Source organism: Nostoc sp. (assembly GCF_036919555.1).
In the GTDB taxonomy this organism is placed as follows: Bacteria; Cyanobacteriota; Cyanobacteriia; order Cyanobacteriales; family Nostocaceae; genus Nostoc.
In genome coordinates, this window is record NZ_JBALCS010000008.1 from 1 (window position 1) to 24,679 (window position 24,679).

Annotated in this window: 18 protein-coding genes and 2 pseudogenes; 8 read left to right on the top strand and 12 right to left on the bottom strand. The window is 42.3% G+C overall.

The window, feature by feature from the left end; genetic code table 11:
- The 4 genes from V7K36_RS02655 to ctpB form a co-directional block, all read right to left on the bottom strand.
- Positions 1-147 (bottom strand): helix-turn-helix domain-containing protein (locus V7K36_RS02655; protein ID WP_335113231.1); only part of this gene is annotated, 147 nt, incomplete at its 3' end.
- A 116-nt stretch (positions 148-263) separates the two neighbouring features.
- Positions 264-2,249, bottom strand: a complete 1,986-nt coding sequence (locus V7K36_RS02660; protein ID WP_335112960.1) for a putative bifunctional diguanylate cyclase/phosphodiesterase — start codon at positions 2,247-2,249, stop codon at positions 264-266.
- 105 nt (positions 2,250-2,354) lie between these two features.
- Positions 2,355-3,347 (bottom strand): glycosyltransferase, encoded by a 993-nt coding sequence (locus V7K36_RS02665; protein ID WP_335112962.1) that lies wholly within the window; start codon positions 3,345-3,347, stop codon positions 2,355-2,357.
- A gap of 362 nt (positions 3,348-3,709) precedes the next feature.
- Positions 3,710-5,050, bottom strand: coding sequence for a carboxyl-terminal processing protease CtpB (gene ctpB, locus V7K36_RS02670; RefSeq protein ID WP_335112964.1), 1,341 nt, complete (start codon positions 5,048-5,050; stop codon positions 3,710-3,712).
- 309 nt (positions 5,051-5,359) lie between these two features.
- On the opposite strand from ctpB, the gene V7K36_RS02675 reads away from it, so the two are divergent.
- A complete protein-coding gene (locus V7K36_RS02675) occupies positions 5,360-6,067 on the top strand; it encodes a YdcF family protein (protein WP_335112966.1) in 708 nt (235 codons plus the stop codon).
- A gap of 107 nt (positions 6,068-6,174) precedes the next feature.
- On the opposite strand, the gene V7K36_RS02680 is transcribed toward V7K36_RS02675, so the two are convergent.
- On the bottom strand, positions 6,175-6,420 hold the full coding sequence (locus V7K36_RS02680) for a type II toxin-antitoxin system Phd/YefM family antitoxin (protein WP_335112968.1): 246 nt from the start codon (positions 6,418-6,420) through the stop codon (positions 6,175-6,177).
- Between the two features lie 657 nt (positions 6,421-7,077).
- On the opposite strand from V7K36_RS02680, the gene V7K36_RS02685 reads away from it, so the two are divergent.
- From V7K36_RS02685 to V7K36_RS33950, 4 genes and pseudogenes are all read left to right on the top strand, one after another.
- Entirely contained in the window at positions 7,078-8,571 is a 1,494-nt protein-coding gene (locus tag V7K36_RS02685) for a catalase (protein ID WP_335112970.1), read from the top strand.
- A gap of 88 nt (positions 8,572-8,659) precedes the next feature.
- Entirely contained in the window at positions 8,660-8,869 is a 210-nt protein-coding gene (locus tag V7K36_RS02690) for a hypothetical protein (RefSeq protein WP_335112972.1), read from the top strand.
- Positions 8,866-9,279: a type II toxin-antitoxin system VapC family toxin gene (locus tag V7K36_RS02695; protein ID WP_335112974.1), complete on the top strand. Its 414-nt coding sequence runs from the start codon at positions 8,866-8,868 to the stop codon at positions 9,277-9,279. The genes V7K36_RS02690 and V7K36_RS02695 overlap by 4 nt, the downstream gene beginning before the upstream one ends.
- Before the next feature lie 151 nt (positions 9,280-9,430).
- Positions 9,431-9,583 (top strand): annotated as a pseudogene (locus tag V7K36_RS33950) (hypothetical protein); the annotation flags it as partial.
- 212 nt (positions 9,584-9,795) lie between these two features.
- Here V7K36_RS33950 and V7K36_RS33955 read toward each other — a convergent pair.
- The 4 genes and pseudogenes from V7K36_RS33955 to V7K36_RS02720 form a co-directional block, all read right to left on the bottom strand.
- Positions 9,796-10,333, bottom strand: a pseudogene (locus V7K36_RS33955) (tetratricopeptide repeat protein); the annotation flags it as partial.
- Positions 10,334-10,830: 497 nt separating this feature from the next.
- Positions 10,831-12,279 carry an NB-ARC domain-containing protein,Caspase domain-containing protein gene (locus V7K36_RS02710; protein ID WP_335112980.1) on the bottom strand — a complete coding sequence of 483 codons (1,449 nt, stop codon included), beginning with the start codon at positions 12,277-12,279 and terminating at the stop codon, positions 10,831-10,833.
- A gap of 189 nt (positions 12,280-12,468) precedes the next feature.
- Positions 12,469-13,692 carry a hypothetical protein gene (locus V7K36_RS02715; RefSeq protein WP_335112982.1) on the bottom strand — a complete coding sequence of 408 codons (1,224 nt, stop codon included), beginning with the start codon at positions 13,690-13,692 and terminating at the stop codon, positions 12,469-12,471.
- A 292-nt stretch (positions 13,693-13,984) separates the two neighbouring features.
- Positions 13,985-14,413: a hypothetical protein gene (locus tag V7K36_RS02720; protein ID WP_335112984.1), complete on the bottom strand. Its 429-nt coding sequence runs from the start codon at positions 14,411-14,413 to the stop codon at positions 13,985-13,987.
- A 683-nt stretch (positions 14,414-15,096) separates the two neighbouring features.
- On the opposite strand from V7K36_RS02720, the gene aroC reads away from it, so the two are divergent.
- Positions 15,097-16,185, top strand: coding sequence for a chorismate synthase (gene aroC, locus V7K36_RS02725; RefSeq protein ID WP_335112986.1), 1,089 nt, complete (start codon positions 15,097-15,099; stop codon positions 16,183-16,185).
- A 581-nt stretch (positions 16,186-16,766) separates the two neighbouring features.
- Entirely contained in the window at positions 16,767-17,546 is a 780-nt protein-coding gene (locus V7K36_RS02730) for a DUF928 domain-containing protein (protein WP_335112988.1), read from the top strand.
- A 255-nt stretch (positions 17,547-17,801) separates the two neighbouring features.
- Here V7K36_RS02730 and V7K36_RS02735 read toward each other — a convergent pair whose 3' ends face one another.
- Positions 17,802-20,519: a CHAT domain-containing protein gene (locus V7K36_RS02735; protein WP_335112990.1), complete on the bottom strand. Its 2,718-nt coding sequence runs from the start codon at positions 20,517-20,519 to the stop codon at positions 17,802-17,804.
- 206 nt (positions 20,520-20,725) lie between these two features.
- Between V7K36_RS02735 and V7K36_RS02740 the strand changes: the two genes are divergently transcribed.
- Positions 20,726-21,466 (top strand): chromophore lyase CpcT/CpeT, encoded by a 741-nt coding sequence (locus V7K36_RS02740; protein WP_335112992.1) that lies wholly within the window; start codon positions 20,726-20,728, stop codon positions 21,464-21,466.
- A 405-nt stretch (positions 21,467-21,871) separates the two neighbouring features.
- Here the strand turns inward: V7K36_RS02740 and V7K36_RS02745 are convergent, their stop codons facing one another.
- Both V7K36_RS02745 and V7K36_RS02750 read right to left on the bottom strand, forming a co-directional pair.
- Positions 21,872-23,869 carry a CHASE2 domain-containing protein gene (locus V7K36_RS02745; RefSeq protein ID WP_335112994.1) on the bottom strand — a complete coding sequence of 666 codons (1,998 nt, stop codon included), beginning with the start codon at positions 23,867-23,869 and terminating at the stop codon, positions 21,872-21,874.
- A complete protein-coding gene (locus tag V7K36_RS02750) occupies positions 23,869-24,537 on the bottom strand; it encodes a response regulator transcription factor (RefSeq protein WP_335112996.1) in 669 nt (222 codons plus the stop codon). Before V7K36_RS02750 ends, V7K36_RS02745 begins: the two co-directional genes overlap by 1 nt.
- Positions 24,538-24,679 lie beyond the last annotated feature (142 nt).

The following is a 24,679-nucleotide window of genomic DNA, read 5'->3' on the forward strand; positions in this document are numbered from 1 at the left end:
AACCATGCACTTCCGACTATTACACCAATCCTTGATTTCTCGCAGCCCGTAATTATAGGCAACGCGACAAACATCCATCCACTCTTTGAGCGACTGTTCTTGAGTGATGTTGGGATAGATTCGATAGCGGTAGTTGATGGTTAGCATTCCACTATTTTAGCATATTTAGTGGTAGAGGCAATGCTAGTAAATATAAAGCGGTGCTAGAAACACGGGGTTTTAAACCCAATTCTCTGATAAATTTCAATTTTTTCAAATAACCCTTACCAGTGAGGATTTGCCATAATTAATGCCTCTGCTGCCGAGCTATTTAATGGAACTGAGAAAAAATATCCCTGGCCATATTCACAGCTCAACTTTCTTAGAAGTGCTAGTTGCTCTTTTGTCTCTACTCCTTCAGCAAGCACATTCACACCCAGCTTGTGTGCCAATGTGACAATTATCTCAATAATTTCTAAATTCATACTACTAGCGCCGATTGAGCTGATGAAAGAACGGTCAATCTTCAACACACTAATCGGAAAGTTATAAAGACGACCTAATGAGGAGTAACCTGTACCAAAGTCATCAATTGATAACTCAATGCCCATCTCTCGAAGTTGTAAGAGTGTGGCAGTTGCCTTATCGCCATTTTCTACAATTGCGTTTTCAGTAATCTCTAGCACTAGAGTGTCAGCATCAAGACCAGTTGAGTGCAAAATTTTCTTAATCTGCTCAATCAAATCCGGTTGGGAAAATTGCTTGAGGGAGAGATTGACACTGATTTTCTCTAGTAAGTTGAAATGATGGCACACCCGCCAAGCTTGCATCTGGCGACAGGCTTCATGCAACATCCAGTTGCCAATGGAGAAAATTAGTCCAGTTTCTTCTGCTAGAGGAATAAAATCTGCTGGATTAAGTAGACCACGTTCTGGATGCTGCCAACGCAACAAAGCTTCAAAACCTAAAATAGAGCCATTTGTGAGTGAAACAATCGGTTGGTAATAAACTCGAAACTCAACGCGTTCAATTGCTCGGCGCAAATCGGACTCTAACTGCAATCTCGCCAGAACATTAGCATACATATCTGAGTTAAATAGCTCATAACGCGCTCTGCCTAGCACCTTAGCTCGGTACATTGCTGTATCAGCATCTCTCAAAAGGTCTTCTGGGTGTTCATAGCCTACTGTTGAACTCAAGGCGATACCAATACTTGCCGTTATCAACACTTCTTGTCCGCCAAGCTCAAAGGGTAACGCTAGTTCCTTTTGAATCCGTTCAGCGACTATGATGACGTCTGATATATCTTGGATTCCCTCAAGCAGGATTGTAAATTCGTCTCCCCCAAGCCGTGCGGCTGTATCTATGGAGCGTACACATAGTTCTAGCCTCCTTGCAGTCATAACCAGTAATTGGTCTCCATTTAAGTGTCCAAAACTGTCATTGATCACTTTAAATCGATCAAGGTCGATAAACATTACAGCAAATAGATAATCTGAATGCCGTTTTGAATAATTGAGCGCATGTGTTAGGCGGTTCATAAATGCAGCGCGGTTTGCCAGACCCGTCAGTGCATCATGAAACGCAAGGTGCAGCAGTTGTGATTCGGCTCGTTTACGGTCTGTAATTTCAGTCTGCAATTTCTGATTTGCTTTTACCAATTCCTCTGTCCGTTCCGCCACCCGTATTTCTAATTCATTGTAAGCTCGGTGCAACATTTCTTCAGCTTGTTTGCGTTCACTGATGTTGCACAGCAGCCAACGCCAGCCAAGCTGCTTCCCCTCAAGGTCGTATACCGCAGACGCTTTCACACTAGCAGGGAAAGGCGTTCCTCTCCGTGGTTGTAGGTTAATTTCCCAGTTCAGTAGCGGCTGCAAATTGTTCATCTGAGAGCTAAAGGACTGGTGGTCTTGTTGAGCAATAAAGAGAATTAATGGTTTACCTACTAGATACTTTTGCTGGACACTGAGCAAGGTTGCTGCTGCATAGTTAGCCTCTTGGATTGTCCCGGCGGTATCAGTTACCAAGTAACCATCTGGAGCGAACTCAAACAAATCTTGGTAACGTTGGCGCTCTTTCTCTACTGCCGTTCGTGTTACCTCTAACTCCTCGGAGGCTGTCAATAGTTCTTCCATTGCAATGTTGAGTTGCTCGAAAGCCTCTGTTATGATCTCCTGTTCTGAGTTTGGCTTAGTTCCATTGGATTGCAATAATCCCTGTACCTGTGAGCGCAATTTCTCTACCTGTTGGCTAAATCCATCGACGTTCATGTTGCTTAACTTACAGAACTATCGAGCGTAATTGTAAATGAAAAAGGCAATGCAAGCAAAAATAAATGCCGAGGTACTTTAGTGCTTACTACAAACTCTTCATTACTAGCGTAAACGATCAATTATCTTAGCATTCTCTGGCAGCTTGGTGTCTCGTTGCCCAGCAGCACGTGCTCTAGCAGTGAACAAACCAATGGGAGTATTTAATAAATCTACAAGGGTGGCTTTACCCGCGATGCCTGGGTTGGGCTGCGCCAACGCATTTTTTATATCTCTTGGTACTTCCTTCAATAACCAACGTACCAAACGATAGCCGTATTCTTTGGGTGTCATCTCTGGCATCAAATCGACACCGTGCAGTTCGTGGAGATAGCGATTTGAGCGCCCATAGCGCCGCCATTGACTTTGCAGTTCTTGAAGTGTAGCGCGGTGGCGGTGCCCAACGATCGCATTCGGGGCAAATTCCAAACGCCCGATGTTTTCCCCCAAAATCCGCCAGCAAATGTCGGCATCGCCACCGGTGGTAAGATAGGGACGAAATAAACCCGCTTTTTCTAAGGCCGAGCGGCGAATCGCTAAATTAGCCGTTTGACCATAGGGACGAAAGGAATGTCCAAGGGTATGCTTTGGCGACAACGTTTCTTGACGCTCTGCGTGTTGTTCTAGCAGAGTTGTGCCTGGTAGTGCCAAAATTTCACCAGCGACAATTACCACTTCTTTGTTGACAAAAGGCTCAATTAATGCATCTAACCATTGTGGTTGTGGGCGACAATCAGCATCGGTAAAAACTATAATTTCACCCCTAGCGGCGCGAATCCCAGTATTACGAGCAGCATAGGAGCTTTGAATTTGGTTTTCGCTCAAAGGGTGAATTGTATTTGGGCAATTTTCGGCAGATGCTTTGAGAATGGTGAGAGTGCGATCGCTACTATTATTGTCCACCAACAAGTATTCTACCCGGTCTTTTGGGTAGGTTTGAGACAACAGACAATTGAGCAAATCTGGTAAATCCGCCTCACCGTTATAAATAGGAACAACCACCGATACCATTGGTAATAAGCTGGTGGCGGTGGTTGCATCAACTGGCTGATGATTCATAAATCTGAGATTTTGGAGATGGGATTACTAGCTAGTATTCCCAAACCAAAATCCTAGAACGATATATTAAGCAGTTTTCATAGCTCCAAAAATCTGGATTTGGGAATACTACTATTTGACATCCTCACCGGACTAAAGCCACGGTGATTCCCAAACATTACTTATTTGGGTTCCTGCTTCATAGCAACTGCCTCCACCTCCCGAAGGGTTTTCTGGTCTTACGTTCGCTCCACAGGCTTTGGTTTTGAGCCTCCCGCAAGAGAAAGCGGTACTCTAGTATTATACCAAAAGCCGTCCTATAAGCACGGGGTTTTAGACCCGATTTTTCGATAAACACCTGGTAAGAAATCATTTGCGTCAATCTAAAATTTCAGGTTATCGGCGCGGCTCATGGGTCGAGTGGGCTGATTTGCTGGCGGCTGGGCAAAGTTGCTATTTGATAAAATTGCGATCGCCCGGGCATATTGTGGATCACTCTTAGTTCCGATTAAATCTGGATTAGAAGCCAACTGACGCTCTTGTGCCTCTGTCAAGTCTAGCTTGATATCTGGCGTAATCCCTTTGTGGTTAATATCTGTTCCCGCAGGGGTGTAGTAATGGGCAATGGTGACAGCCAAGCCGGAACCATCTGCGAGCTCATGAACTGACTGTACTAATGCCTTACCAAAGGTTTGACCACCTACGACTACCGCCCGCTTATTATCCTTAAGTGCCCCTGTGAGGATTTCGCTAGCACTAGCTGAATTACCATCCACTAAGACCGCCAAAGGACGATTTGTGAGAGCAGTACGATTGGCTTTACTTTCCTCACTGCTGCCCACACGGTCTATTGTCTTGACAATGCCGCCGTTATCATACCACATCCGGGCAATTTCAATGCTCGCCTGCAATAACCCGCCAGGATTTCCCCGCAAATCCAAGACATAAGAATCAACTTTTTTGCTGTTCAAATCGCGGATGGCTCGTTGCATTTGGTCTGCGGCGTGGGCGCTAAATTCGCGTAAACGGATATAGCCAACGCGGCGATTCCCTTCTTGTCTGAGGGTATAACGGACTGTAGGTACTTCAATACTTGCTCTGGTCAGCTTGACATCAAAAGCATTTTGCCCTTTCCGTGCCAGCCGTAGCTTGATGGGAGTACCCGCTTTGCCGCGAATTAGCTTGGAGGCATCATCCACTTTCATCTTGAGAGTGGGTTTGCCGTCAATTGCTAAAATTTCATCGCCTGCTTTGAGTCCCGCTTTCAATGCTGGAGAATTTTCTATGGCTTCGACAACAGTCAGCCTCTGAGTTTTTGGGTTCACTTCCATCCGAATGCCAATGCCAGAGACTTCCCCAGATGTTTGGCTAGTCAGGGCTTCAAACTGTTTGGGGTCCATGAACCGAGTGTAAGGATCTCCCAACTTTTGTAAAGCTTCGCGAATGGCAGTATAAGCTTCTTCACGAGAAGAATAGTCTTTGTTTAACAGGCTTTGTCTGGTTGCTTGCCAATCTTGTTGATTAAATTTAGCATCAACATATTCATGATTCACTACTTGCCATACTTGGTCAACTATCTGTTTTGGGCTGTCTTGTAGGGCTAGAGCGGCACGGACACCACGAGTCCAAGCGGGGCCGAACACAGAGATAGCAGCAGTAGTGGCGATCGCTCCACCAATCAAGGCTACTTGGAGCGGAGAGTAACTTTTCGCAGATTGGTTCATGTATATCAGTTGGAATAATTGTGTTGTTGACAGTTTAACAATCAGGCTTTCCAGAAAATTTTAAGTTTTTATACCCCAAACTAAGCTATGCTCCCTTCATCATTTTTATCGTTGAATGATGCCGAAAATACTGCATTATTAACAACCATTTCTCAGTTTGTTAGACTTCTTCCAAAGGCTATACTGAAGATGTGACACTTTGATCAGCGTCATGTTTGCACTTCTTGATTACTTTTATAAGATAGCACTTTGATCACTCAATTGCAGCACTGTTAGACAGCCATTAAATCATGTTTTCTTACATAAGTCATGAAACGTAAACTTACCATCAAATCATTAATCTCTATTAAAAAAAAATTTACTAATCTGTGGCAGTTGTTACAAAAACTAACTGGTGGATTGTACCTTGTTCTGGGTGCTTGGCTGATTTTAACTACTATAACCTTAGTTTTTGCTTATTCGCAGCCAGTAGATGCCTTCTTTGTACTTGGTGGCAGTATTCGTCGAGAAATTTATGTTGCCCAAAAAGCAAAACAATACCCGCAAACCCCAATTTTAATTTCTCATGGTTCCCCAGACCCCTGTATACGGTTAATTTTTCAGCCGGAATTAGTAGGGTTAGAAAACGTTTGGTTAGAAAAGTGCGCGAATTCTACCTTTGAAAATTTCTATTATGGTATCCCGATTCTACGGCGTTGGGGAGTGCATAAAGTCATGTTGATTACCTCGCCAAGTCACTTACCCAGAGCCAAATGGATGGCACAAATTCTTTTAGGCGCTCATGGTATTTGGGTAGAGACAGAGATTGTTCAGGAGTTGGGTGTTCCTGGTAATCGTGAATCTTGGCCTAAAACTGCATTAGATTTAACACGCAGCCTATTTTGGGCGATTTTAAGTCAAATTATTCAACCGCAATGCTCAAATGTGACAAGACTTACTGAAGTAGATATGCAAGCTTGGCAGCATCAAGGTTTTCATTGTGAACACCAAGTGGCGTGGGTTGGCCTTTTCCTTTAAGTTACTAGAAGTTAATTTCTTCGCATCTTTTTGCGCCTGTTTTGTGTAAATCAACCTCCAACTCGCTCCTTCGGGGTTTGGAACTGGCTCCCCAGACGCTCGCGGACTCACCAATCCAACTCCCCATCACATTCTTGGATCGAGGTTGCTAGTCCTTCTTTTATAGATTCTCGCATTCCAGAGACAGATAATAAGTAAAGAGTCTCCTGAATTGCAGACCAATCTTTTTCTGCAAGCAGAATCGCATTACCGCGATCGTCTCGAACGATCACAGGTTTACCCTGCTCTGCAACTTGGTCGATGATCTGTTGCAAATTATTTTGAGTGTCGTTGACGGGAAGCGAAGACATCATACTTTTTTGACTCAGGATAACTTTAATTTAAAGTACTCGCATAGCATTTGGATTAATGACCAATATCGAATTTGCTTTATATGGACAGTCCAAAACGAAGTAGCGATCGCCTGGAAAATTAAGCGATATATTTGCATAGAATAATCGTAATCAGGTGTAAGTTAAGAAAATTTCACTGTCATATTTACTTTATAAAAAGCAAAGTTCCCAAGCTTGCAGCATCAAAATAGCATCTCTATACAAACACAAATCCACCTGATGAACTTCTATTCCCTGTCCGATTCCTTGTAGAAGGGTGATTGTCAATTTTCCTCCCAAGTGTTCACGAAATTCGGTAAGCCCCCTAAATATACAATGCGGATATAAATAAATTTAGTTGCTCTGTATCATGAGTCTTCTTCGGTCAGGGATCATTTCTCCACGCTCCCTGCCCCCATCCAAGAGCCTCTTGGTTGACACCACTGCACAGATGTGCGCCCCTACATATCTCAAAAATACAAAACAAATTTGTTGTAATTCATAGTCATATTGAGTATGCTTTATATATAAACTCATTATGACTATGAATTATCTGGTCTATCAGTGGCCATCCGTCTATCTACTGAGTAAAATATACTGTGAGCAATCTGGGTAACTTAATGGAGAGCTTCTTTACCAATGACTGAACACCAAAACTTGACAACTGCTGACGGTATTCCTGTTGCCGATAACCAAAATTCACTCACAGTTGGATCGCGTGGTCCTGTATTAATACAGGATTTCCACCTCTTAGAAAAGCTGGCTCATTTCAACAGAGAACGTGTTCCTGAAAGAGTTGTCCATGCTAAAGGTGCGGCAGCTTTCGGTACTTTTACTGTTACGAATGACATCAGCCGCTACAGTAAAGCTAAACTTTTTTCGGAGATTGGCAAGAAAACGGAATTCCTACTGCGCTGTTCGACAGTCGGGGGAGAAAAGGGTTCGGCAGATGCCGAACGTGACCCTAGAGGTTTTTCACTGAAGTTTTATACTGAGGAGGGTAACTGGGATCTTGTAGGTAATAATACCCCTGTTTTCTTCATCCGTGACCCGCTTAAGTTTCCTGATTTTATCCATACCCAAAAGCGCAATCCCCAAACCAATTGCAAAGATCATAATGCAAGGTGGGATTTTTGGTCACTCAGTCCAGAATCGCTCCACCAGGTGACGATTCTGTTTTCAGATCGGGGAATTCCCAAAACCTATCGACACATGGATGGCTTTGGTAGCCACACCTTCAGTTTGATTAATGCTCAGGGCGATCGCGTCTGGTGCAAATTTCACTTTAAGACTCTGCAAGGGCATCAAACCTTGACGGAGGAAGAATCGGCGAAGATAAAAGGAGAAGATCCCGATCATGCGACTCATGATCTGTTTGAAGCGATCGCTCAAAAAGACTATCCCAAGTGGCGGATGTGTATTCAGGTGATGACAGACGAGCAAGCGTCAAAACATCGAGATAATCCCTTTGACTTGACGAAAGTTTGGAAACAAGGAGAATATCCTCTAATCGAAGTTGGAATATTAGAGCTAAATCGGAACCCTGAGAATTATTTCGCGGAAGTTGAGCAAGCTGCTTTTAGTCCTAGTGCGGTGGTTCCTGGGGTTAGTTTCTCTCCAGACAAGGTTCTGCAAGCTCGCCTCTTTTCTTACCCAGATGCTCAACGGTATCGCTTGGGTGGAAACTATCAGCAACTACCTGTCAACCAGCCTAAATGTCCAGTGATGCATAATCAGCGAGATGGCTTTATGGCGTTGGGGAACAACGGCGGTAGCGCTCCTAACTATGAACCCAATAGTGCTGAGGGTACGCCCAAGGAAAATCCAGCTTATGCAGAGCCACCTATCCACCTGGGTGATGTTGCCGTTGATCGTTACAATCATCGTGAAGGAAACGACGATTACACCCAAGCAGGTGATCTGTATCGGTTACAGACTCCTGAACAGCAGGAGCGTCTGGCAAAAAATATTGTCGGTAGTCTCTCTCAAGCAAGGCAAGACATCCAAATGCGCCAACTTTGCCACTTTTTTCGGGCAGATGTTTCCTATGGTGGTCGTGTAGCTAAGGGCTTAGGCATTTCAATTGATCCCTCAATGTTTTCTGCTACTGCTCAACTTGTAGGTAACTGGTAGCCTTATCCAATTTTGTGGGGTGGGCATCTTGCCCGCCTTAAAGCAAATTCATTTGATTAACTTACAAAAACAATCGAGGTAATTAAACATGAAATTAACAGCAACAGAAAAAGGCTTATTAATCCCTAAAGAACTATTAGGAGAAAACCAAGAATTTGAGATTATTCAAGAAAATGGAAAAATTATTATTACTACCATCAAACAAACATCTTCTATTTGGGATTTAGGTTCAAATCCTGTGGAATGTGATGTAAAAGATGGTGCAATTAACCACGATCGCTATCTCTATAATCCATGAGAAGTATCTATTTTTTAGATACCAGCTATATTTTAGCTCTAGAAATCAAAAATGAAGATGCTCATCAAAAAGTATTACAAAATTGGGCTACTTTAATAAAGTCCAAACCTGTTTTAATGACAACAACATACATTTTTGATGAAGTTGTTACTTTTTTTAATAGTCGAAACCTTCATTATAAAGCAGTTGAAGTTGGTAATCGTTTATTGGAAAGTCCTGATATAGAATTAATCGAAATCGATCGAACTCTATTTAATCAGGGATGGGAATATTTTCAAAAGCATAAAGATAAATCGTATTCTCTCACTGATTGTTTATCATTCATCGTTATGCAACAACGAGAGATTGTTACAGCTTTAACCTTAGATAATCATTTTTATCAAGCTGGATTTCAAATTTTACCATCATAAATGAGTTCAGAGGCTCGTTGACGGAGATAAAAGCCTCGTTGACGGAGCTAAAAGACTCGTTAACGGAGCTAAAAGACTCGTTGACGGAGATAAAAGACTCGTTGACGGAGATAAAAGACTCGTTAACGGAGCTAAAAGACTCGTTGACGGAGCTAAAAGACTCGTTGACGGAGTTCAAAGACTCGTTGACGGAGATAAAAGACTCGTTGACGGAGATAAAAGACTCGTTGACGGAGTTCAAAGACTCGTTGACGGAGTTCAAAGACTCGTTGACGGAGTTCAAAGCCTCATTAATGTATCTTAATTAGCTCCCTATCCCGCCCAGCACTCAAAGTACTGGGCTAATAGCGTAAGTCCACTCAAGTGGACTGCAATTAATTTCAAAAAATGGGTTAGTCCTCTTTAGAGGAGTTAAGCTATTAGACTGGGATTTCAATCGCAGACGGGTAATGCAGCCGATGCAGATTACCTAAATTACTGAAACCAATGGGAGACAAAAGCAACTATTCTGCTGAATCAAGGCTGATCATTGCGCCGCGACTCTTCCAGATTTTTACGAATCGTTATTGTATTGGGATGATTTGCCCCCAACTGTTTTTCAGCGATCGCCACAGCTTGGATGTACAAAGGTTCGGCATCGCTGTACCTTCCCTGTGATTCGTAGAGTGCTGCCAAATTGTTCAGGCTAGTTGCCACATCGGGGTGTTCATCCCCCAGCAGGCGTTTTGTCATGGACAAAGCTTGGATGATACAAAGGTTCGGCTTCGCTGTACCTTCCCTGGGAACGGTAGAGTGCTGCCAAATTGTTCAGGCTAGCTGCCACGTCGGGGTGTTCATCCCCCAGCAGGCGTTTTATCATGGACAAAGCTTGGATGTACAAAGGTTCGGCTTCGCTGTACCTCCCCTGTGAACGGTAGAGGAGTGCCAAATTGTTCAGGCTAGTTGCCACATCGGGGTGTTCATCCCCAAAACGTTTTTTAGCAGCTGATAAACTTTGTTCATTCCACGGTAAGGCTTGCTCGTAGGCTCGTTGTCCTTCGTAGAATCTACTTAAGCCCACAAAAGGCCAGATTAAATTATCATCGCTTAACCAATCTTGGTAAACTGTGGCAGCTTCTGCAAGGTGTGGGATAGTCAGGGTTGCTTGATCAATTTCTATTAATGTGGGTGTCTGAGGAATATCTTTTGCTACTGCTACCATTGCTTGACAATAGCCGTGCTTGAGTTCGTCAGCTTCCGCTAACTCTTCTAACTTCTGCCATAATAATTCCCGAATGCGATCGTGAACTTGGTACGTGTCATCTGCCAATTCTTGCAGTAGATAACGCTCAACTAAAACAGCGCAGTTAGCTTTCAAGTCAAATTCCAAATCGCTATAACTTGCTGCTGATTCTACCAAAGACCAAGGGATAGGAGCCAAAGCAAACAAACTCAACAGACAAGCCAATTTTTGCGCCTCTGCTTCCAAGCTTTGCCAATTTAACTCAAAAGCAGCTGCTACACCAGACTCGCCGCTCTGTGCTTGCTTTTGTAGCCGTGCGAGGATGTCTGCTAACATAATACTCTCCCTGGCTCTCGGCACTGTGCTGCTATTTGGTAAAGTCCAAAAGGTACATAACCCACAAATCTGCAAAGTCCCTTAGCAAACTCTAATTCCTTCTCAACCCTATCTTTCTCCAGCAGGGTTGTTAATAATTCTAAAGCTGCCTCTGCTGACAATTTACCTAGCGGCAGTGAGGGATATGTTAACCCTGTGTTTTGACGAGTGGTAATTAACACCTTAAACCGAGAACCTTTAGGTGGTAGATAGCGTTGAATTTGCTTCCAGTCTTTGACATCATCAAATACCAGTAAAACTTTGCCAGCTTGCCAGTTCTTCCAGCAATAAGCAACTTGACCTGCTAGGCTTAATCCATCAAGAGGATTAAAATTAGGTAAATTCACAACTCCAAACTCTACTAACTGGGTTCCCAAATCAATACCTTGGGGATTTAACCAACAACACCCGCCAGAATAATCTTCCAAATATTCCCATGAATATTGAATAGCTAACTCTGTTTTACCCACCCCACCTTGCCCAGTGACATCGGTAATAGCCACAACATCATTTGCTTGCAATCGCTGACGCAATTCTTCTATTTGCTCATCTCTCCCAACAAACTTACGAGCTTGACTCTGTGGGATATTATGCGGGATATCAAAGGGGTTGAAATGAGATTTTTCGATATCTCCATCCCAACTGCGGGAATAAAAATAAGTTGGCAGTTGTTTTTTATCTAAACTGGTAAATCGCTGCTTAACTGCCTCAGTAACTTCCCTCATATCCGGCGGAAAAGTGCCATTAGCTTCAGCAAAAGCCTCTCTAACAGCTTGAGAAAAGTATCCAGTTTTATTTTCAGAATTTACCTTAGCCTTCTCTCCTTCCCGCGTAGCCAGTAACACAAATTGTTGACTATCTTTCCTTGGCTTTCCACTCGAAAAAACTTTGCCACCTAAGTTAGTTAGTCTTCCCTCCGACTCTAAATGATAATTGGCACAGGCATCAATAATACAAATATGATTACGAATCTGAAATTTATCGGAACCCAGCAAAACTAATAAAGAATTTAAATCTAAATTCTGCCAATTCTGTTTATTTGCATCAGCACAAAGCAACCGACGCTCTCGTTCTGAGGTAATCAAACCATGTCCCGCCCAAAAAATGTAGAGTAAATCCCCCGACTTTGGGGATAAAAAGTCAGTCACAATGTCAGAGATATTTTGCTCTGTTGCTAACTCTACAGTTAACCCACATTCCCCAATTAACTGATGATTTTCTTCCAGTGCTGATAAACATAACCGAATATTCTCCTTCGGTACACCGCGCCAATGCAGCCAATGAGCAAATTTCAGCGCGTCATCGGCTGGCCCCCCACCCGGCACATTCCAAGCTGATTCGTGGTACTTTTCAATACCCACAATTAACCCAAATGTCCGCTCAGGTTTAGCCGTCAACTGCATGATGACCTAGCCTCTCATGGTTTTTACCCCACCCTAACCCTCCCCTTGTAAAGGGGAGGGAACTAGATTTCCGGCTTCCCCCCTTGTAAAGGGGGGATTGAGGGGGGTAATTCGACTTGTCTGTACACCGTAGCCTTGTATTGGAGAGGTTTGGAGAGGGGTTTTCTAGATACCGTAAAGAGTAAAGCATTATGGCAACCTCGGAATAATCGCCTCCCAGGTTTTAGCATTTGTCCAATAAGCACCGTGGGAACGGGGAAATGGTTGTCTGCTATCCACTCGCACATCCTGCACGCGATCGCGGAAAATATTCTTCCCAACGTAACTGAGAAAATCCCGTAAATCGTAGATATTCAACCATTCCGGGAAATGCTCTGGCAATAACTGCCCATATTCTAAGCTGTAGAGGGCGTTAATCTCATATAAAAATGGTGCTTGAGAACCAACTGTTACCAATAATTCCACCTGAGACAACTGCTGCTGCACTAGCAAATCTACACAAGCGATACCTCCCAAGCTATGGGCGAGTAAAACCACTGGCGGTTCTGCTTGGGCAATTTGTTCCTGGATAAACGCCCTGATTTTTTCACCCCGCGTCTGATACAACAAAATATCACCAGGCATAGGCGAAATTTTATCAGTTAGTTCAAGGCGGTTTCCTCTGACATAATTTGTTCCCATTGGCAAGGCTAACTCAAGAAGTGGCTTTAATAACCAGCCACCCAATCCTAACTCCGCCTCTGTCAAAGCCAGAGTCAGCAATTCCACAACATTATCCCGCAATTGGGCATCGGTGAGTATGGGGGGGAATTTTTCTTGCTGTTCGCTAAGAAACATTGCTTGAGCCACGATCGCTCTAGCTATTGGTGCATAATATTCACTCAAATCAGATTCGGAAACTCTGAGCAATGCCTGATCATACGGTTCACTGCGAATAACAGCCTCTCGTGCTTCTGGAAATATCTCTGCAATTCCCGCCTCTTGCAACTTAGCTTGCAGTTGAGATGCCGGAGTGAAACTCGCCAGACGAGATTGTAAAATATCCCCTGAATCTTCCCCAAAAGGATTTCCTGACTCAATAGGTTTCAAAGACAACAGCCGCAATTCATAAAGAGGATCGCGGTATAATTGCCGCCACAATAAAATATCTGCGTCTTCTTCTGACTCAGATAAAGCCAGTGTCGCATCTTCCAAGGGTACTGATGCCCGATTATCATTAAACCTTGCACCTAATGAACCCCAAAGGCAGGGAGCAACTTTGATATCAGGACGTTGGGCGTGAATCTTTTGCTCAATTATCTGAAAAGTTTCGTTGTATTCTCGTTCTCTAATGCCAGTGCCATGTACAAATATTACAGTAGTCATTGCGATCAGGGTGGCTAGCGATGCCTGGGTAGGGCTATGCTTACGCAAAGCTTTCCTCTGTATTATTCCTTACTACTTTCTCTGACACAAGTTGATTTTATCAAACAGAATTCAGGAGTCAGGAGTCAAAATTCAGCAATGTTTTCTGACCGAAAAAGCGGATGAATAAATGGGTTGAAGACCCCCACTAAATCTATGATTTAGTGGTGCAACAAGACGCTCGCGGACTCGCTAACGCTACGCTATCGAGTGGCGGTCTGAATCCCCCACTGATTGCATTCTGACGCCTCGGCGGAGCGTCTCCGGCTCCGCTCCTGAATTCTGACTCGTGAATTCTTCTTCAATCACTTTGTTTATTAAAAACTTCTAGAATCTGTCGGCAAATCTGTTTGAGCTTCTCCCCAATTTCGCCAGAAGGCGAAGATGCGCCGACAATACTCCAGTTTTCTACCGTAGAAAGTCGCCAAGCTTCGCCGCGATGATCAAATCCAGCTACCTCTACGCCGATCGCACGGCGGGAATTATTGATGGGATCTTGATAAAATCGGATTTGAATTAAAATACTACGACTTCGCCAAGATTTGCTAATACCAGGAAAGTGAAAGCCAATATCTATAGAATCTGGATCGACTAACTCTCTAGTTTCTGGGTCATTCTTCCAGGGTTTGAGATCAGATTTGGCATCAGGAAACTCGAATTTGAACAAATTAACCACCGTAGCAATGTTGCTGGCGAGTTCAAGGTTTGTTGCCTGTTCAGCTGCGTTCACTAAAAAACACTCCTATATTGCGTCGGCATCTTCGGGGATGTGAAGACAGAAAAACCGCCAGAAGGCTTATATTATGGTGTTTCAGCTTATCAAGACCTTTGAGATTTAGCAATTTTAAATCATACTTCCCTAACAATCCTGATCACAAACAGATGCCAAAAATCGCTTCTTGTTGGGACTGGCTAACACTTATTAAGTAATCATACTTAATAATTACTCAAATGGAGATCAAACTCTCCCCAGATAAGATAAATTATTTAGAGTGAATGGTGCAATATCTCAGTAGAATCCCCAGGCACAGACAGAATTGCCACTGTGGCAATTGAAGTTTTACGAAGTTATAAGGGTTTGATGTGCTACTGAAAAGTGTACTTTCCTGAAACCGTACAGTGTGGCTTATCTACACCTGACAAGATTCAGGAAGTGAAAATTTTTTTAGAGTCTCACAATTAATAAAGTGAAATTCCAATAAAAACCCCTGGCTAACTACCAGGGGTAATGCAAGTCAGTACTTTTTCGCATGGAATGTATCTTCCTCAAATACCATAGCAACCGTTTAATTTAGAGATATGCCATTTTGCCAAACAAAAAAAGTCCTACCGTATTTGTTAGATCAGAGCAAAAACAAACTTTTGCAAGAACTCTAGGTAAAATACATAAGCTTTACCTTTTTCCTCAACATCATGGGCAACACTTTTGGACATCTATTTCGGATAACTACTTTTGGCGAGTCTCACGGCGGCGGTGTGGGAGTTGTGATTGATGGTTGTCCTCCACAACTAGAAATTTCGGCAGAAGAAATTCAAGCAGAACTAGATAGAAGGCGTCCCGGACAAAGTAAAATTACTACCCCTCGCAAAGAAGCGGATACCTGCGAGATTTTATCAGGAGTATTTGAAGGCAAAACACTAGGAACGCCTATAGCAATTTTGGTACGAAATCAAGACACTCGTCCCCAAGATTATGACGAGATGGCACACAAGTATCGGCCTTCTCACGCCGATGCAACTTATGATGCAAAATATGGCATTCGCAATTGGCAAGGTGGGGGTAGGTCGTCAGCGCGTGAGACAATTGGAAGAGTAGCAGCAGGTGCGATCGCTAAAAAAATTCTCCGTCAAGTCGCCAATGTCGAAATTATCGCTTACGTCAAGCGGATCAAAGACTTGGAAGGTGTAGTTGATCCAAACACTGTCACCTTAGAACAAGTGGAAAGCAATATCGTCCGTTGTCCCGATGCTGAATGCTGCGATCGCATGATTGAATTAATTGAGCAAACAGGTAGACAAGGTGATTCTATCGGTGGTGTCGTCGAATGTGTAGCGCGAAATGTGCCCAAAGGTTTGGGCGAACCAGTATTTGATAAATTGGAAGCTGATATCGCTAAGGGTGTCATGTCTCTACCTGCTAGCAAAGGCTTTGAAATTGGTTCCGGTTTTGGGGGAACGCTGCTAACGGGAATTGAGCATAACGACGAATTTTATATTGATAAAAATGGTGAAATCCGCACACTTACAAACCGTTCTGGTGGTATTCAAGGGGGAATTTCCAACGGAGAAAATATCATTTTGCGAGTTGCATTTAAGCCGACAGCAACAATTAGAAAAGAGCAGAAGACTGTAACTCGTGAGGGCGAAGAAACGCTACTAGCAGCCAAAGGACGCCATGATCCTTGTGTGTTACCGCGTGCAGTTCCAATGGTTGAAGCAATGGTGGCGTTGGTGCTGTGTGACCATTTGTTACGACATCATGGGCAGTGTCAGGTCTTGTAGGCACTACACTTTGACTTACAAAAAATATTTATTTTCCTGGGGTGGGTATCTTACTCGCCTCTCAAAGAATATTTAGACTCTTTGAACTACCCACGCTGAGTTGGAATATCAAGTATAGTATCGGTTCTGTATTCATAGGCAAGTGCCTAAGCTTGGTACAACATTTCATTAATTCAGAGGAAATTCTCTGCGTGCCTCTGCGGTTTCCTTTGCGCCCCTACCTTGCGGGAAGGCGCCTATGCGTTTAAATTTCAACTCTCAATTCGCCACGATTTTACGCAAAGCTGTACTTAGACTTTCGTCCGAGCTTTTCTTCAAGGTTTCGATACGAGAGGGAACATCGCATATACCAGCGCATAGACAGTAGAATAATCTTGCATATTAAGTGTCGCCATTTGAATAGTTACTTGCGGCTAATTAACGGGGTATCTTTGGCTGCTGAATTATCTGCTTTCTGCACTTTTACCAGACCAGCACTGGTTTTTGCAACACAACCGTATTTTCAAGCCCATCTGCAAAATATAGGTTGTTTAACCATATATGTTCTTAAAACTTGTCCTAGCAACTTATCGAGGTAAAACATGGCTAAGATATTACGCCCTTCCCAGAAATGTTTGAGGAAAAGCCTTTTTAAATACATTGATATTGGCTTGAGCTTATTGTTATTGATGCCGACAACAGCCTTAGCTGATGGGAACAATAATTCTAACGATCCCCCACCTCAGACTACGGGAACTTCAGGTGGCTCTAGAGGATGTGAAACTCAGTCCGAGACATCTTCAAGTCGCATTCCAGCCCTGATTTTGCTTGCACCTTCCCAAATTTATGGGCAAACTTTGGCAACCCGTCCTACATTCGCTTGGTTTATCAGCAATTCTGCCTCCTGGCAAATGGAGTTTCGGCTTTATGAATATGACCAAGCTAGCAAACAATCTAAGTTAGTAAAAGAGATTAAAGACGAAAACTTTAAAAGTTCACCAGGAATTATGATGCTATCTCTGTCCAGTTCAGAATTGTTAGTTGGTAGAAGATATCTTTGGCAAGTCGAATTAGTCTGCGACGCTAATCGCCCGTCAGGCAATCCATTTGCTACAGCTGCGATGAAAGTAGTTACATTTAAACCAGATTTGGAAAAGCAACTCTCTCAAAGTAATGATGTTTTTACTAAGGCAAATCTCTATAACCAAGCTGATTTGTGGTATAACACTTTAAAAATTGCTTTAATCTCAAAGGATCAGCCGAAGCTGAGAGAATTAAAGATATCTCTCCTAGAACAAGTAGCAAATGGATCTGAAACAGGACTGAAAGAACAAATTCAAGTAGAACTTACAAAAAGTGCAATTCATCAATTGCAGCGCTAGATAAACGTTTGAATTTCAACCAAAAAGCACTTAAAAATTTCGGTTCTACCGCTCCCTTATGCTGTGGGATTAAAATTCAGGTTTTATAGGGAAACTTTAAAATCTGAAAACCCAGTAACTCTAAAGAACACACTCTATAAGACCAGTTTATTTATTATTAGAGTCCGTAAAAGGAGCGATAGAGCCAAAATTTCATCGGCACTCTCCTATGAGTACAGAAGCTCCTAGTTCAACTTTATAGCTACTAGGAGTAGTTCACAGCCAGTTACCAATGAGAATGAATGGTGCCCAGTATCCAGGGTGACTTTCGAGTTGCTGCTGATGCGTTTTTAGCCAAGCTATTTGAGTTGTCTGTAAAGCTTTGGCCTTACTTAGTCCACTGTGCCAACTTTGATAAAATTTGGCTATCAGTTGCGCGGTTGCGGCATCATCAATTTTCCATAGAGAAGCCATAGCACTTTGAGATCCGGCTTGGATGGCGATTCCAGCTAGACCTAGAGTTTCACGATCGCTACCTACTGCTGTTTCACAAGCTGTCAAGGTCAGTAACTCTATCGGATGATTGCGATCGCGACTATTACTAATTAATTGAAAAAGGTCGGTTATTGTCAATTTTTCATTATAAGTTTCAGTTTGGCGAGATTTTTGATGATTTACTTCCACTTTTTTACCAGTTACCAAGAACGTTTCTCTATTATCAATACCAAACTTGCTGTGTGTTGCGATGTGAATTACTGGGTAAGTATTTTTTTCTAACTCTTGTTGCAAGCGCTCAGGTGTAAAGTCTTGATCCAGTAAGCCCTTGCTTTTAGGTAAACTCGTTGTAATGATTTTAAGCTCTAATTTCACTTGACTAAGTGGCTCAAAAAATTTTGCACCTGCATCAGTTTCAACGGTAGCTGCCTGTGTCAAGCCGAAAGCCAATATTCGTAATTCTTGAGGGTTATAGCGGATTGGATTGGTTAAAGTCAGTGCTGGGACAGTGGCGATCGCATACTTTTCAATCAAGAATTGCTTGCCGTCAAACAACGCCCCCATCGGGATACTCCGAAGAATTCCATCTTGAATAAAAACTAAAGTTTCGATTTTCTCTGTTTCTAAATCTTTGATGAAAGGACGAATGAACCAGTCATAAACTTGTTGAGCTTTAGCTTGATAACTGTTTTCCAAATCGGAGCGCTTTTCTAGTTTAACTCGTAGATCATTGATTGTATCTTTGACCTCCTGACTCTTAGCAGGTACCCAAAAAAGTCGTGATTTAAATTTTTTATGATCGTCAGCCAAGGTAAGAATGATCGCTAGGCGCTCTTTCAAGATAATTGAACTCAAGACAGCAGTGTTTTTCCCGATTAATGGCACTGGTTGCTGAATCTGTGCTAAAGCACAATCATTACCTAAATAATTTTGTAATTCTGCTAGTCTTAATTCATCTATTCCGAGAAGGACAAATTCCAAATTCTGTTGAATATCAGATTCTTTAACAAGATGCTCACTTTGCTCTAGGCGTAACTCCAGCAACTCGCGGTAAACTGGTTCAACATTGTCTCGAAAGTCAAATTGAAAATCTCGCTGTTCTAAGGTAAGGTCGCTGCGGATAGTTTTGAGGCTGTCAATAGATTGTTCATAAAAATTAATCGTTTCTTTCACCCGACCTGTGGCTCTAGATAGGCGAGCCGCCTGCCAAGCCCACAAGTAAAGCCTCTCGTTTGCGATCGTGCTAATCAGCGCTTGTTGAGTTAAATTTATCGCTTGTTGATAATCTTGACGACATTCGTAAATATGTCCTAATCGACCTTTGGCAAAGGATTCTCCCTCCCGATCCTGTATTTTTTGAGTGATTTCTATAGCTTTGTTGAGTAGTTCGATAGACTTAGGTAACGATTCTGACTTCAAGCATTGAGTTGCTGGGTTATTAGTGACCGACGCGCTCTTTTGGTTAACGAGTTGTAAAATATTCGCGAGTTGAATCGCCCCATAGGCTTGATCACGAGAGTCAGGCAATTGTTCCAATACAACGATCGCTTGCTGTAATGTATTGTTAACTATGGCTTTATCCTGACGATGTTGGCGGTAATAAAGCCTAACTAGACCTAGTAGCGATCGCAGTTCGTTTACTCTGTCCTTCTGGCTACGAGCTAGATTCAGACTTTGTTCAAAATATTGTGCAGCTTGCTTATCATCACTAACCATGTCTTGCTGGAATTTTTGGGCTGCTTTGCGATCGTTTACCTCGTTAGCGAATTCAGCACGACGCTGATTGCGCTTTGCCAGACTAGCGTAGGTATTGGCTAAACCATTTAAGCTAGACGTTATATAAGTTTGATTATTGATGCGCTTGGCGATTTCATCGCTGTGTTCAAAATCTTGAATAGCTTCCTCGTACTCGCCTTGGAGACGATGAGCATTTCCTAAACTACCCCAAGCGGCGACTTCGCCCAGATCATCTGAGTGGTGGCGGGCAATTTCTAAGGTACTATCCTGAGTACATGGCAGATTGATTTGATTTTGACCGCACAAAATGGCAACCGCCCGTCGGTGCTGTCCCAAGCTACTGTAGAGTTGAGCCTGTTCTGTGAGCATCCGTCCGACTTTTATCGGCTCGTTTGTTTGACGATAATAGGCAATAACTTGCTTTAATTGCGCGATCGCTTCCGGTATTTGACCTACTTGTTGGTATGCTCTACTAAGGTATATAAAGATATTTATCCTGTCAGCAGAATGACTATTACCCTCTTGATCAGAGGAGAGAGCTTTTTGCCAACACTTGATTGCTCCTTGAATATCGCCAGCTTGATATAGCTCAAGTCCTTGCTGCGCTAGCTGTGTTAAAGCCGATGATTTAGCTATTGGGATCTCTGCGATTCTCTGATGCCCAATTGTTAGAGAAGGATGCGCTAACCACAAGCATAAGGTTAGCGTTGTGAGGAAGATAACTGCCCAAACGCGACGAATACGGTATGGCAAGCGTTGCATAATGGCACAAAGTAATATTTTGATTAATCAGCGATCGCTTTAGGCAATGCCCAGTCTCGACATTGCGATCGCATAACTAAGTACAGTATTTCACAAATTCGTTAGAAATTACGCCAGAAATAAATTTCTTGATGGTAAATGGGGCTTGATAGTGTAAATTATTTGTCATCTGTCTGTAATCTGCTGTTGTTGAAGTCAGGACTTATATGCATTTACTCAAAGTATCAATTTTGACAGTATTAGTCACAACATTTTCATTTGTTCAACAAAGCCGTGCTGACACCATCGCCCCACCAATTAAGACACAGGTTAACGAAGTAGCACAGTGGTTCACTGGTTTTTTTGATAATGCCCAACAGGTTACTAATAGCCCTTCTGTGCCATTAATTACTATTTCAAATTGTAATGTGCAACTGGATGATACTAATTCTCTGGCTGACACACAGAATGTTTATCTGGAACAAGAAAGCCCAGGTTTTGAACGCCTACGCCTTTATTCTTTTAGTGAAGAGAATTTGGTTGTTAATCTAAGTATTAGCAGTTTTTTGAATGAAAATACTGTACGCGGGTTATGCAATCATTCTCAGTCTACGCGAACTGTTAGTATTAACAATGTTGAGAAGAACACCTGTAATCTGCAATTATTTTGGGAGCCGAACAGCTACATTGGAAATAACGCTCCTAATGGCTGTATAACAAGTGATGGCTTCAAAGTGGTTTCCGACGTAACTATTGAGCAGAGTAGCATTGACTCCCTAGACAAGATTTTTGATGCAAAAGGTAATTTGCTTGTTGCCACACCCATCGAATTCCGTAGAGTTGAGTCCGTTCCAGAACCCTCTGTCACATTTGGGTTGCTGGCTTTAGGAATTTGGAGTACAAAAAACGCAATTTCAGATAACCTAAAAGATAAATTCAAAAAGAATAAAACCTCTGTTTCAAGTTAGCGATTTATGCGATACTAGAGTTAACTTTATACCTCTATCTTTCCGAGAATTTCAGTATAATTACTAATTTACAAAAGTAATTTTATCTAAATCTCTTGCGGATGGTGCTTTCTTAAAGAACGTGCATTAAATAAAATGCAAAACTTCATCATGTCTCTAGCTTCCCTTTCCTTTATAAGGAGAGGGATTGAGGGTGAGGTAAGCCAGGGACATAAATTGTATGTTATGGGAATCCGGTTTGATTTATGAACAAAATTAGATATGTAGTATGTAGCGTGTGTTAGAACGAAGTTCGTAACGCACCATTATCAAGGGTTTGGTGCCGTACTCTCGGCGATAACACACCCTACGTATCTACGTATCTTTTCAAGAATCAAATAGGAGTCCTATATTTAATTCTTATTCCTAAGTTACATCAGTGCGGGCAGAGAAAAATTTCCAATTGCCTGGATACAAAAATCGTTGTGGCCAAGTTCTTGCTGCACACCAAGTTAACTCACAGACAGTGCCTTGGGGAGAGTGAGGAAATCGTCGAAACTTACCTCTCAATTTTCGGGCTAAATCTTGAGCTTGGTCTGTTCCTCGCCCGCCACTTTGATAGTTATATTTAGATATCATTCCAGATCCATTATCAATTATTTGTAAGCAATACTCCCTCGAATTTCGCATACAAATAACATCAAGACGGGTAGCTCTTTGCGAATGTTTGCCCACATTACATAAAGCTTCTTGCAAAAATAAGTACAAGCCTCGCTTTTGATCTGCATTTAAGTAACAATCTTCTAGTGGCTCAAAATTGGGAGGAATAAAACTTTGGATTGTTTCAAATCCTTGGAAGTTTCTTCTTAAGGTACTGTCGTAAATATGATAAAGTAACTCAGCAATTGGAGTTTGCAGATCGAGAATCTCATTTCCCTCCAAATAGAGACTGTCATGACGACTAAGCATTTCTTGACTGAGATAATCAGGGATACTTCGTAACTCCCGATTTACTTGTTCAAGTTGCGATCGCAATTTCCCTGTTTCTATGTCTTCTTCGCCAAGACTCCTTAAAATTACAGCCAGAGTTTGCAGAGGACCATTGTGGATTGTCTCAAAACAGCGCTTCAGAGTTAGACTACGTTGTTCGAGTAATGTTCTTAAATCTCGGTCGAAAAAAGATGTTGTCAGTCCTGCGCTTGCTAGAGATAACAAGGTTGGTACTAAAGGAATCCACCAACCCACAATTAGGAGAATATAACAAATTGCAACAAGTCCGATACTAGCTAACCCCAGGCTCAAGAGTGTTTTTATCGGAGATTGTAGGATTAAACCGAGAATTATGCCAAGTAAGCCCCAAGCTAAAATCCATAAATATTCCCAAAATTTTGACCACACTTTTAACAGTGGTCGTCCGTCTAAAACATTACTAATAATTTGGCTCGTGGTATGGGCATGAATCTCTACACCATAAATCCATTGAAACTGATCAGCAGACTTTTCAATTCCTAAATCTCTAGTATAAAGTGTACGTTTGACTGCTGAAGTGGTAAATTGATCTTTAATACTGGAGGCAGTCATGCCGACAATCACGACGCGATCGCTAATCCAATTGGGATCAAATTTTTTAGTGAGGACATCTTTCAAAGATAAGGTGCGAAAAGGTTCGGGATCAGAGCGAAAGTTTAAAAGTATCTGAAAGCCATTAGCATCAGTTCCCACATATCCACCAGAATTGGGGAGAAAGCGGACTAGCCGACTCGAACCAAATTGGATAGGGTCGTCAGAACGACTGCCATGATGAAATATAATTCCTTGTTCGCGCAAATAGAATTGTGCTAAACGCAGAGGTAAGGAGTATTTAAGCTTTCCGGTGTGAGTCTTAGCTGCCAACAAGTTACGTCGTAGCTTGCCATCAGGGTCAACTATTACATCTGCAAAGCCGACTCGTTCGGGAGGTAACTCAGGCGGTGGCTTAACATTAAAAGTTCGCTTTTGATTTAATGCAACTTCAACTCCAATGATATTTGGATTTTCTCTCAAGGCAAGTGCCAAGTCTGCACGATCTGAATTACTATCTTTGTCCTTAAAAAGATCCAAACCGATGACTTTAGGTTTGTAAGTATGTAGAATGCTCAACATTTTAGCAATGTCTTTATCCGGTATGGGATAGCTTCCTACATAGTTAATATCCTCTTCATCAATGCCTACAATTACCACCCGTGGATCGATGGCTTCATTAGGTCGCATCCGGAGCAATTGATCGAATACAAGCCACTCTTGCAATTGCAATAATCCTGTTGAGCGAACCAGGACGATCAATAGGATTATTGAAAGTCCTGGCAGAATTACTTCTCGCCAGGGTTTCAGTTGTTTATAAACTTTTCTACAAAAATTGCCTTTGATAATAAGCGTGAACTTCATCAATTAATTAATCCGATTTTTCTAGCTGCGATCTCAATTTTAATTTTCAATTCTTTACCAGGTTCGTCATAGACACTCAGAGAATCTTGCAGTCTAATCCAGTAGTTTCTGACAGTGCGATCGCTTACTAGCATTTTTTGAGCGATCGCTTTATCTGTTAAGCCTTCTTCATATTTCAGCGTCAATACCTCGATCCATTTTCGGTCAAATTCGGGGCGCGATCGCAGTTCTGAAGATAAATAAATAGAGCCGCGCAATGCCAAGTCAACTAACTTCAACATTTCGCGGATCGGCAAAGACTTATCCATAGCGGCAAAGCCACCTTCATAAGCATTAATTATCGGTTTGAGACGTACCAACGGTTTGACATTGGTACTCAGCACCATTAAATTAGGGGCGAGAGGGCTTGACATCAAAGTTTTGATCAGTTGCATACCAACTTCAATCTGAGCTGGAGCTTCAGGCTTTTCTGGCAGACATAAATCAACAATTAGCAAGTCTGGGTGGTGGCATTCAAATTGCTGATACGCAGTTTGGGCATCTTGAGCTACGAAGATTTTCGCTTCTGGGTATTTCTCCTTGAGCGCTGGAATTGTACCTTGAAGAATTGCTTCGTGGTCGTCAACAACTAAAAACTTTTGCAAAGTTTGCTTTGGCTCTCGGTTCATAACTGGTTTACTTTTTAATATATTTATTCAACTTACCAAAACTAGAGGAGGTCTAACTTTTTGTGGCTAGAAATTAAGTTGCCATTTAAGTAAAACTTATCCTTCAACACTAGGATACAAATAATCAACTGACTCCGTGTTG

Coding starts and splice junctions, on each gene's coding strand:
- V7K36_RS02750 (WP_335112996.1), bottom strand. CDS start 24,537: ATGAACCGAGAGCCAAAGCAAACTTTGCAAAAGTTTTTAGTTGTTGAC.
- V7K36_RS02675 (WP_335112966.1), top strand. CDS start 5,360: ATGAAACGTAAACTTACCATCAAATCATTAATCTCTATTAAAAAAAAA.
- V7K36_RS02665 (WP_335112962.1), bottom strand. CDS start 3,347: ATGAATCATCAGCCAGTTGATGCAACCACCGCCACCAGCTTATTACCA.
- V7K36_RS02735 (WP_335112990.1), bottom strand. CDS start 20,519: ATGCAACGCTTGCCATACCGTATTCGTCGCGTTTGGGCAGTTATCTTC.
- V7K36_RS02680 (WP_335112968.1), bottom strand. CDS start 6,420: ATGATGTCTTCGCTTCCCGTCAACGACACTCAAAATAATTTGCAACAG.
- V7K36_RS02745 (WP_335112994.1), bottom strand. CDS start 23,869: ATGAAGTTCACGCTTATTATCAAAGGCAATTTTTGTAGAAAAGTTTAT.
- ctpB (WP_335112964.1), bottom strand. CDS start 5,050: ATGAACCAATCTGCGAAAAGTTACTCTCCGCTCCAAGTAGCCTTGATT.
- aroC (WP_335112986.1), top strand. CDS start 15,097: ATGGGCAACACTTTTGGACATCTATTTCGGATAACTACTTTTGGCGAG.
- V7K36_RS02685 (WP_335112970.1), top strand. CDS start 7,078: ATGACTGAACACCAAAACTTGACAACTGCTGACGGTATTCCTGTTGCC.
- V7K36_RS02740 (WP_335112992.1), top strand. CDS start 20,726: ATGCATTTACTCAAAGTATCAATTTTGACAGTATTAGTCACAACATTT.
- V7K36_RS02695 (WP_335112974.1), top strand. CDS start 8,866: ATGAGAAGTATCTATTTTTTAGATACCAGCTATATTTTAGCTCTAGAA.
- V7K36_RS02730 (WP_335112988.1), top strand. CDS start 16,767: ATGGCTAAGATATTACGCCCTTCCCAGAAATGTTTGAGGAAAAGCCTT.
- V7K36_RS02710 (WP_335112980.1), bottom strand. CDS start 12,279: ATGCAGTTGACGGCTAAACCTGAGCGGACATTTGGGTTAATTGTGGGT.
- V7K36_RS02660 (WP_335112960.1), bottom strand. CDS start 2,249: ATGAACGTCGATGGATTTAGCCAACAGGTAGAGAAATTGCGCTCACAG.
- V7K36_RS02690 (WP_335112972.1), top strand. CDS start 8,660: ATGAAATTAACAGCAACAGAAAAAGGCTTATTAATCCCTAAAGAACTA.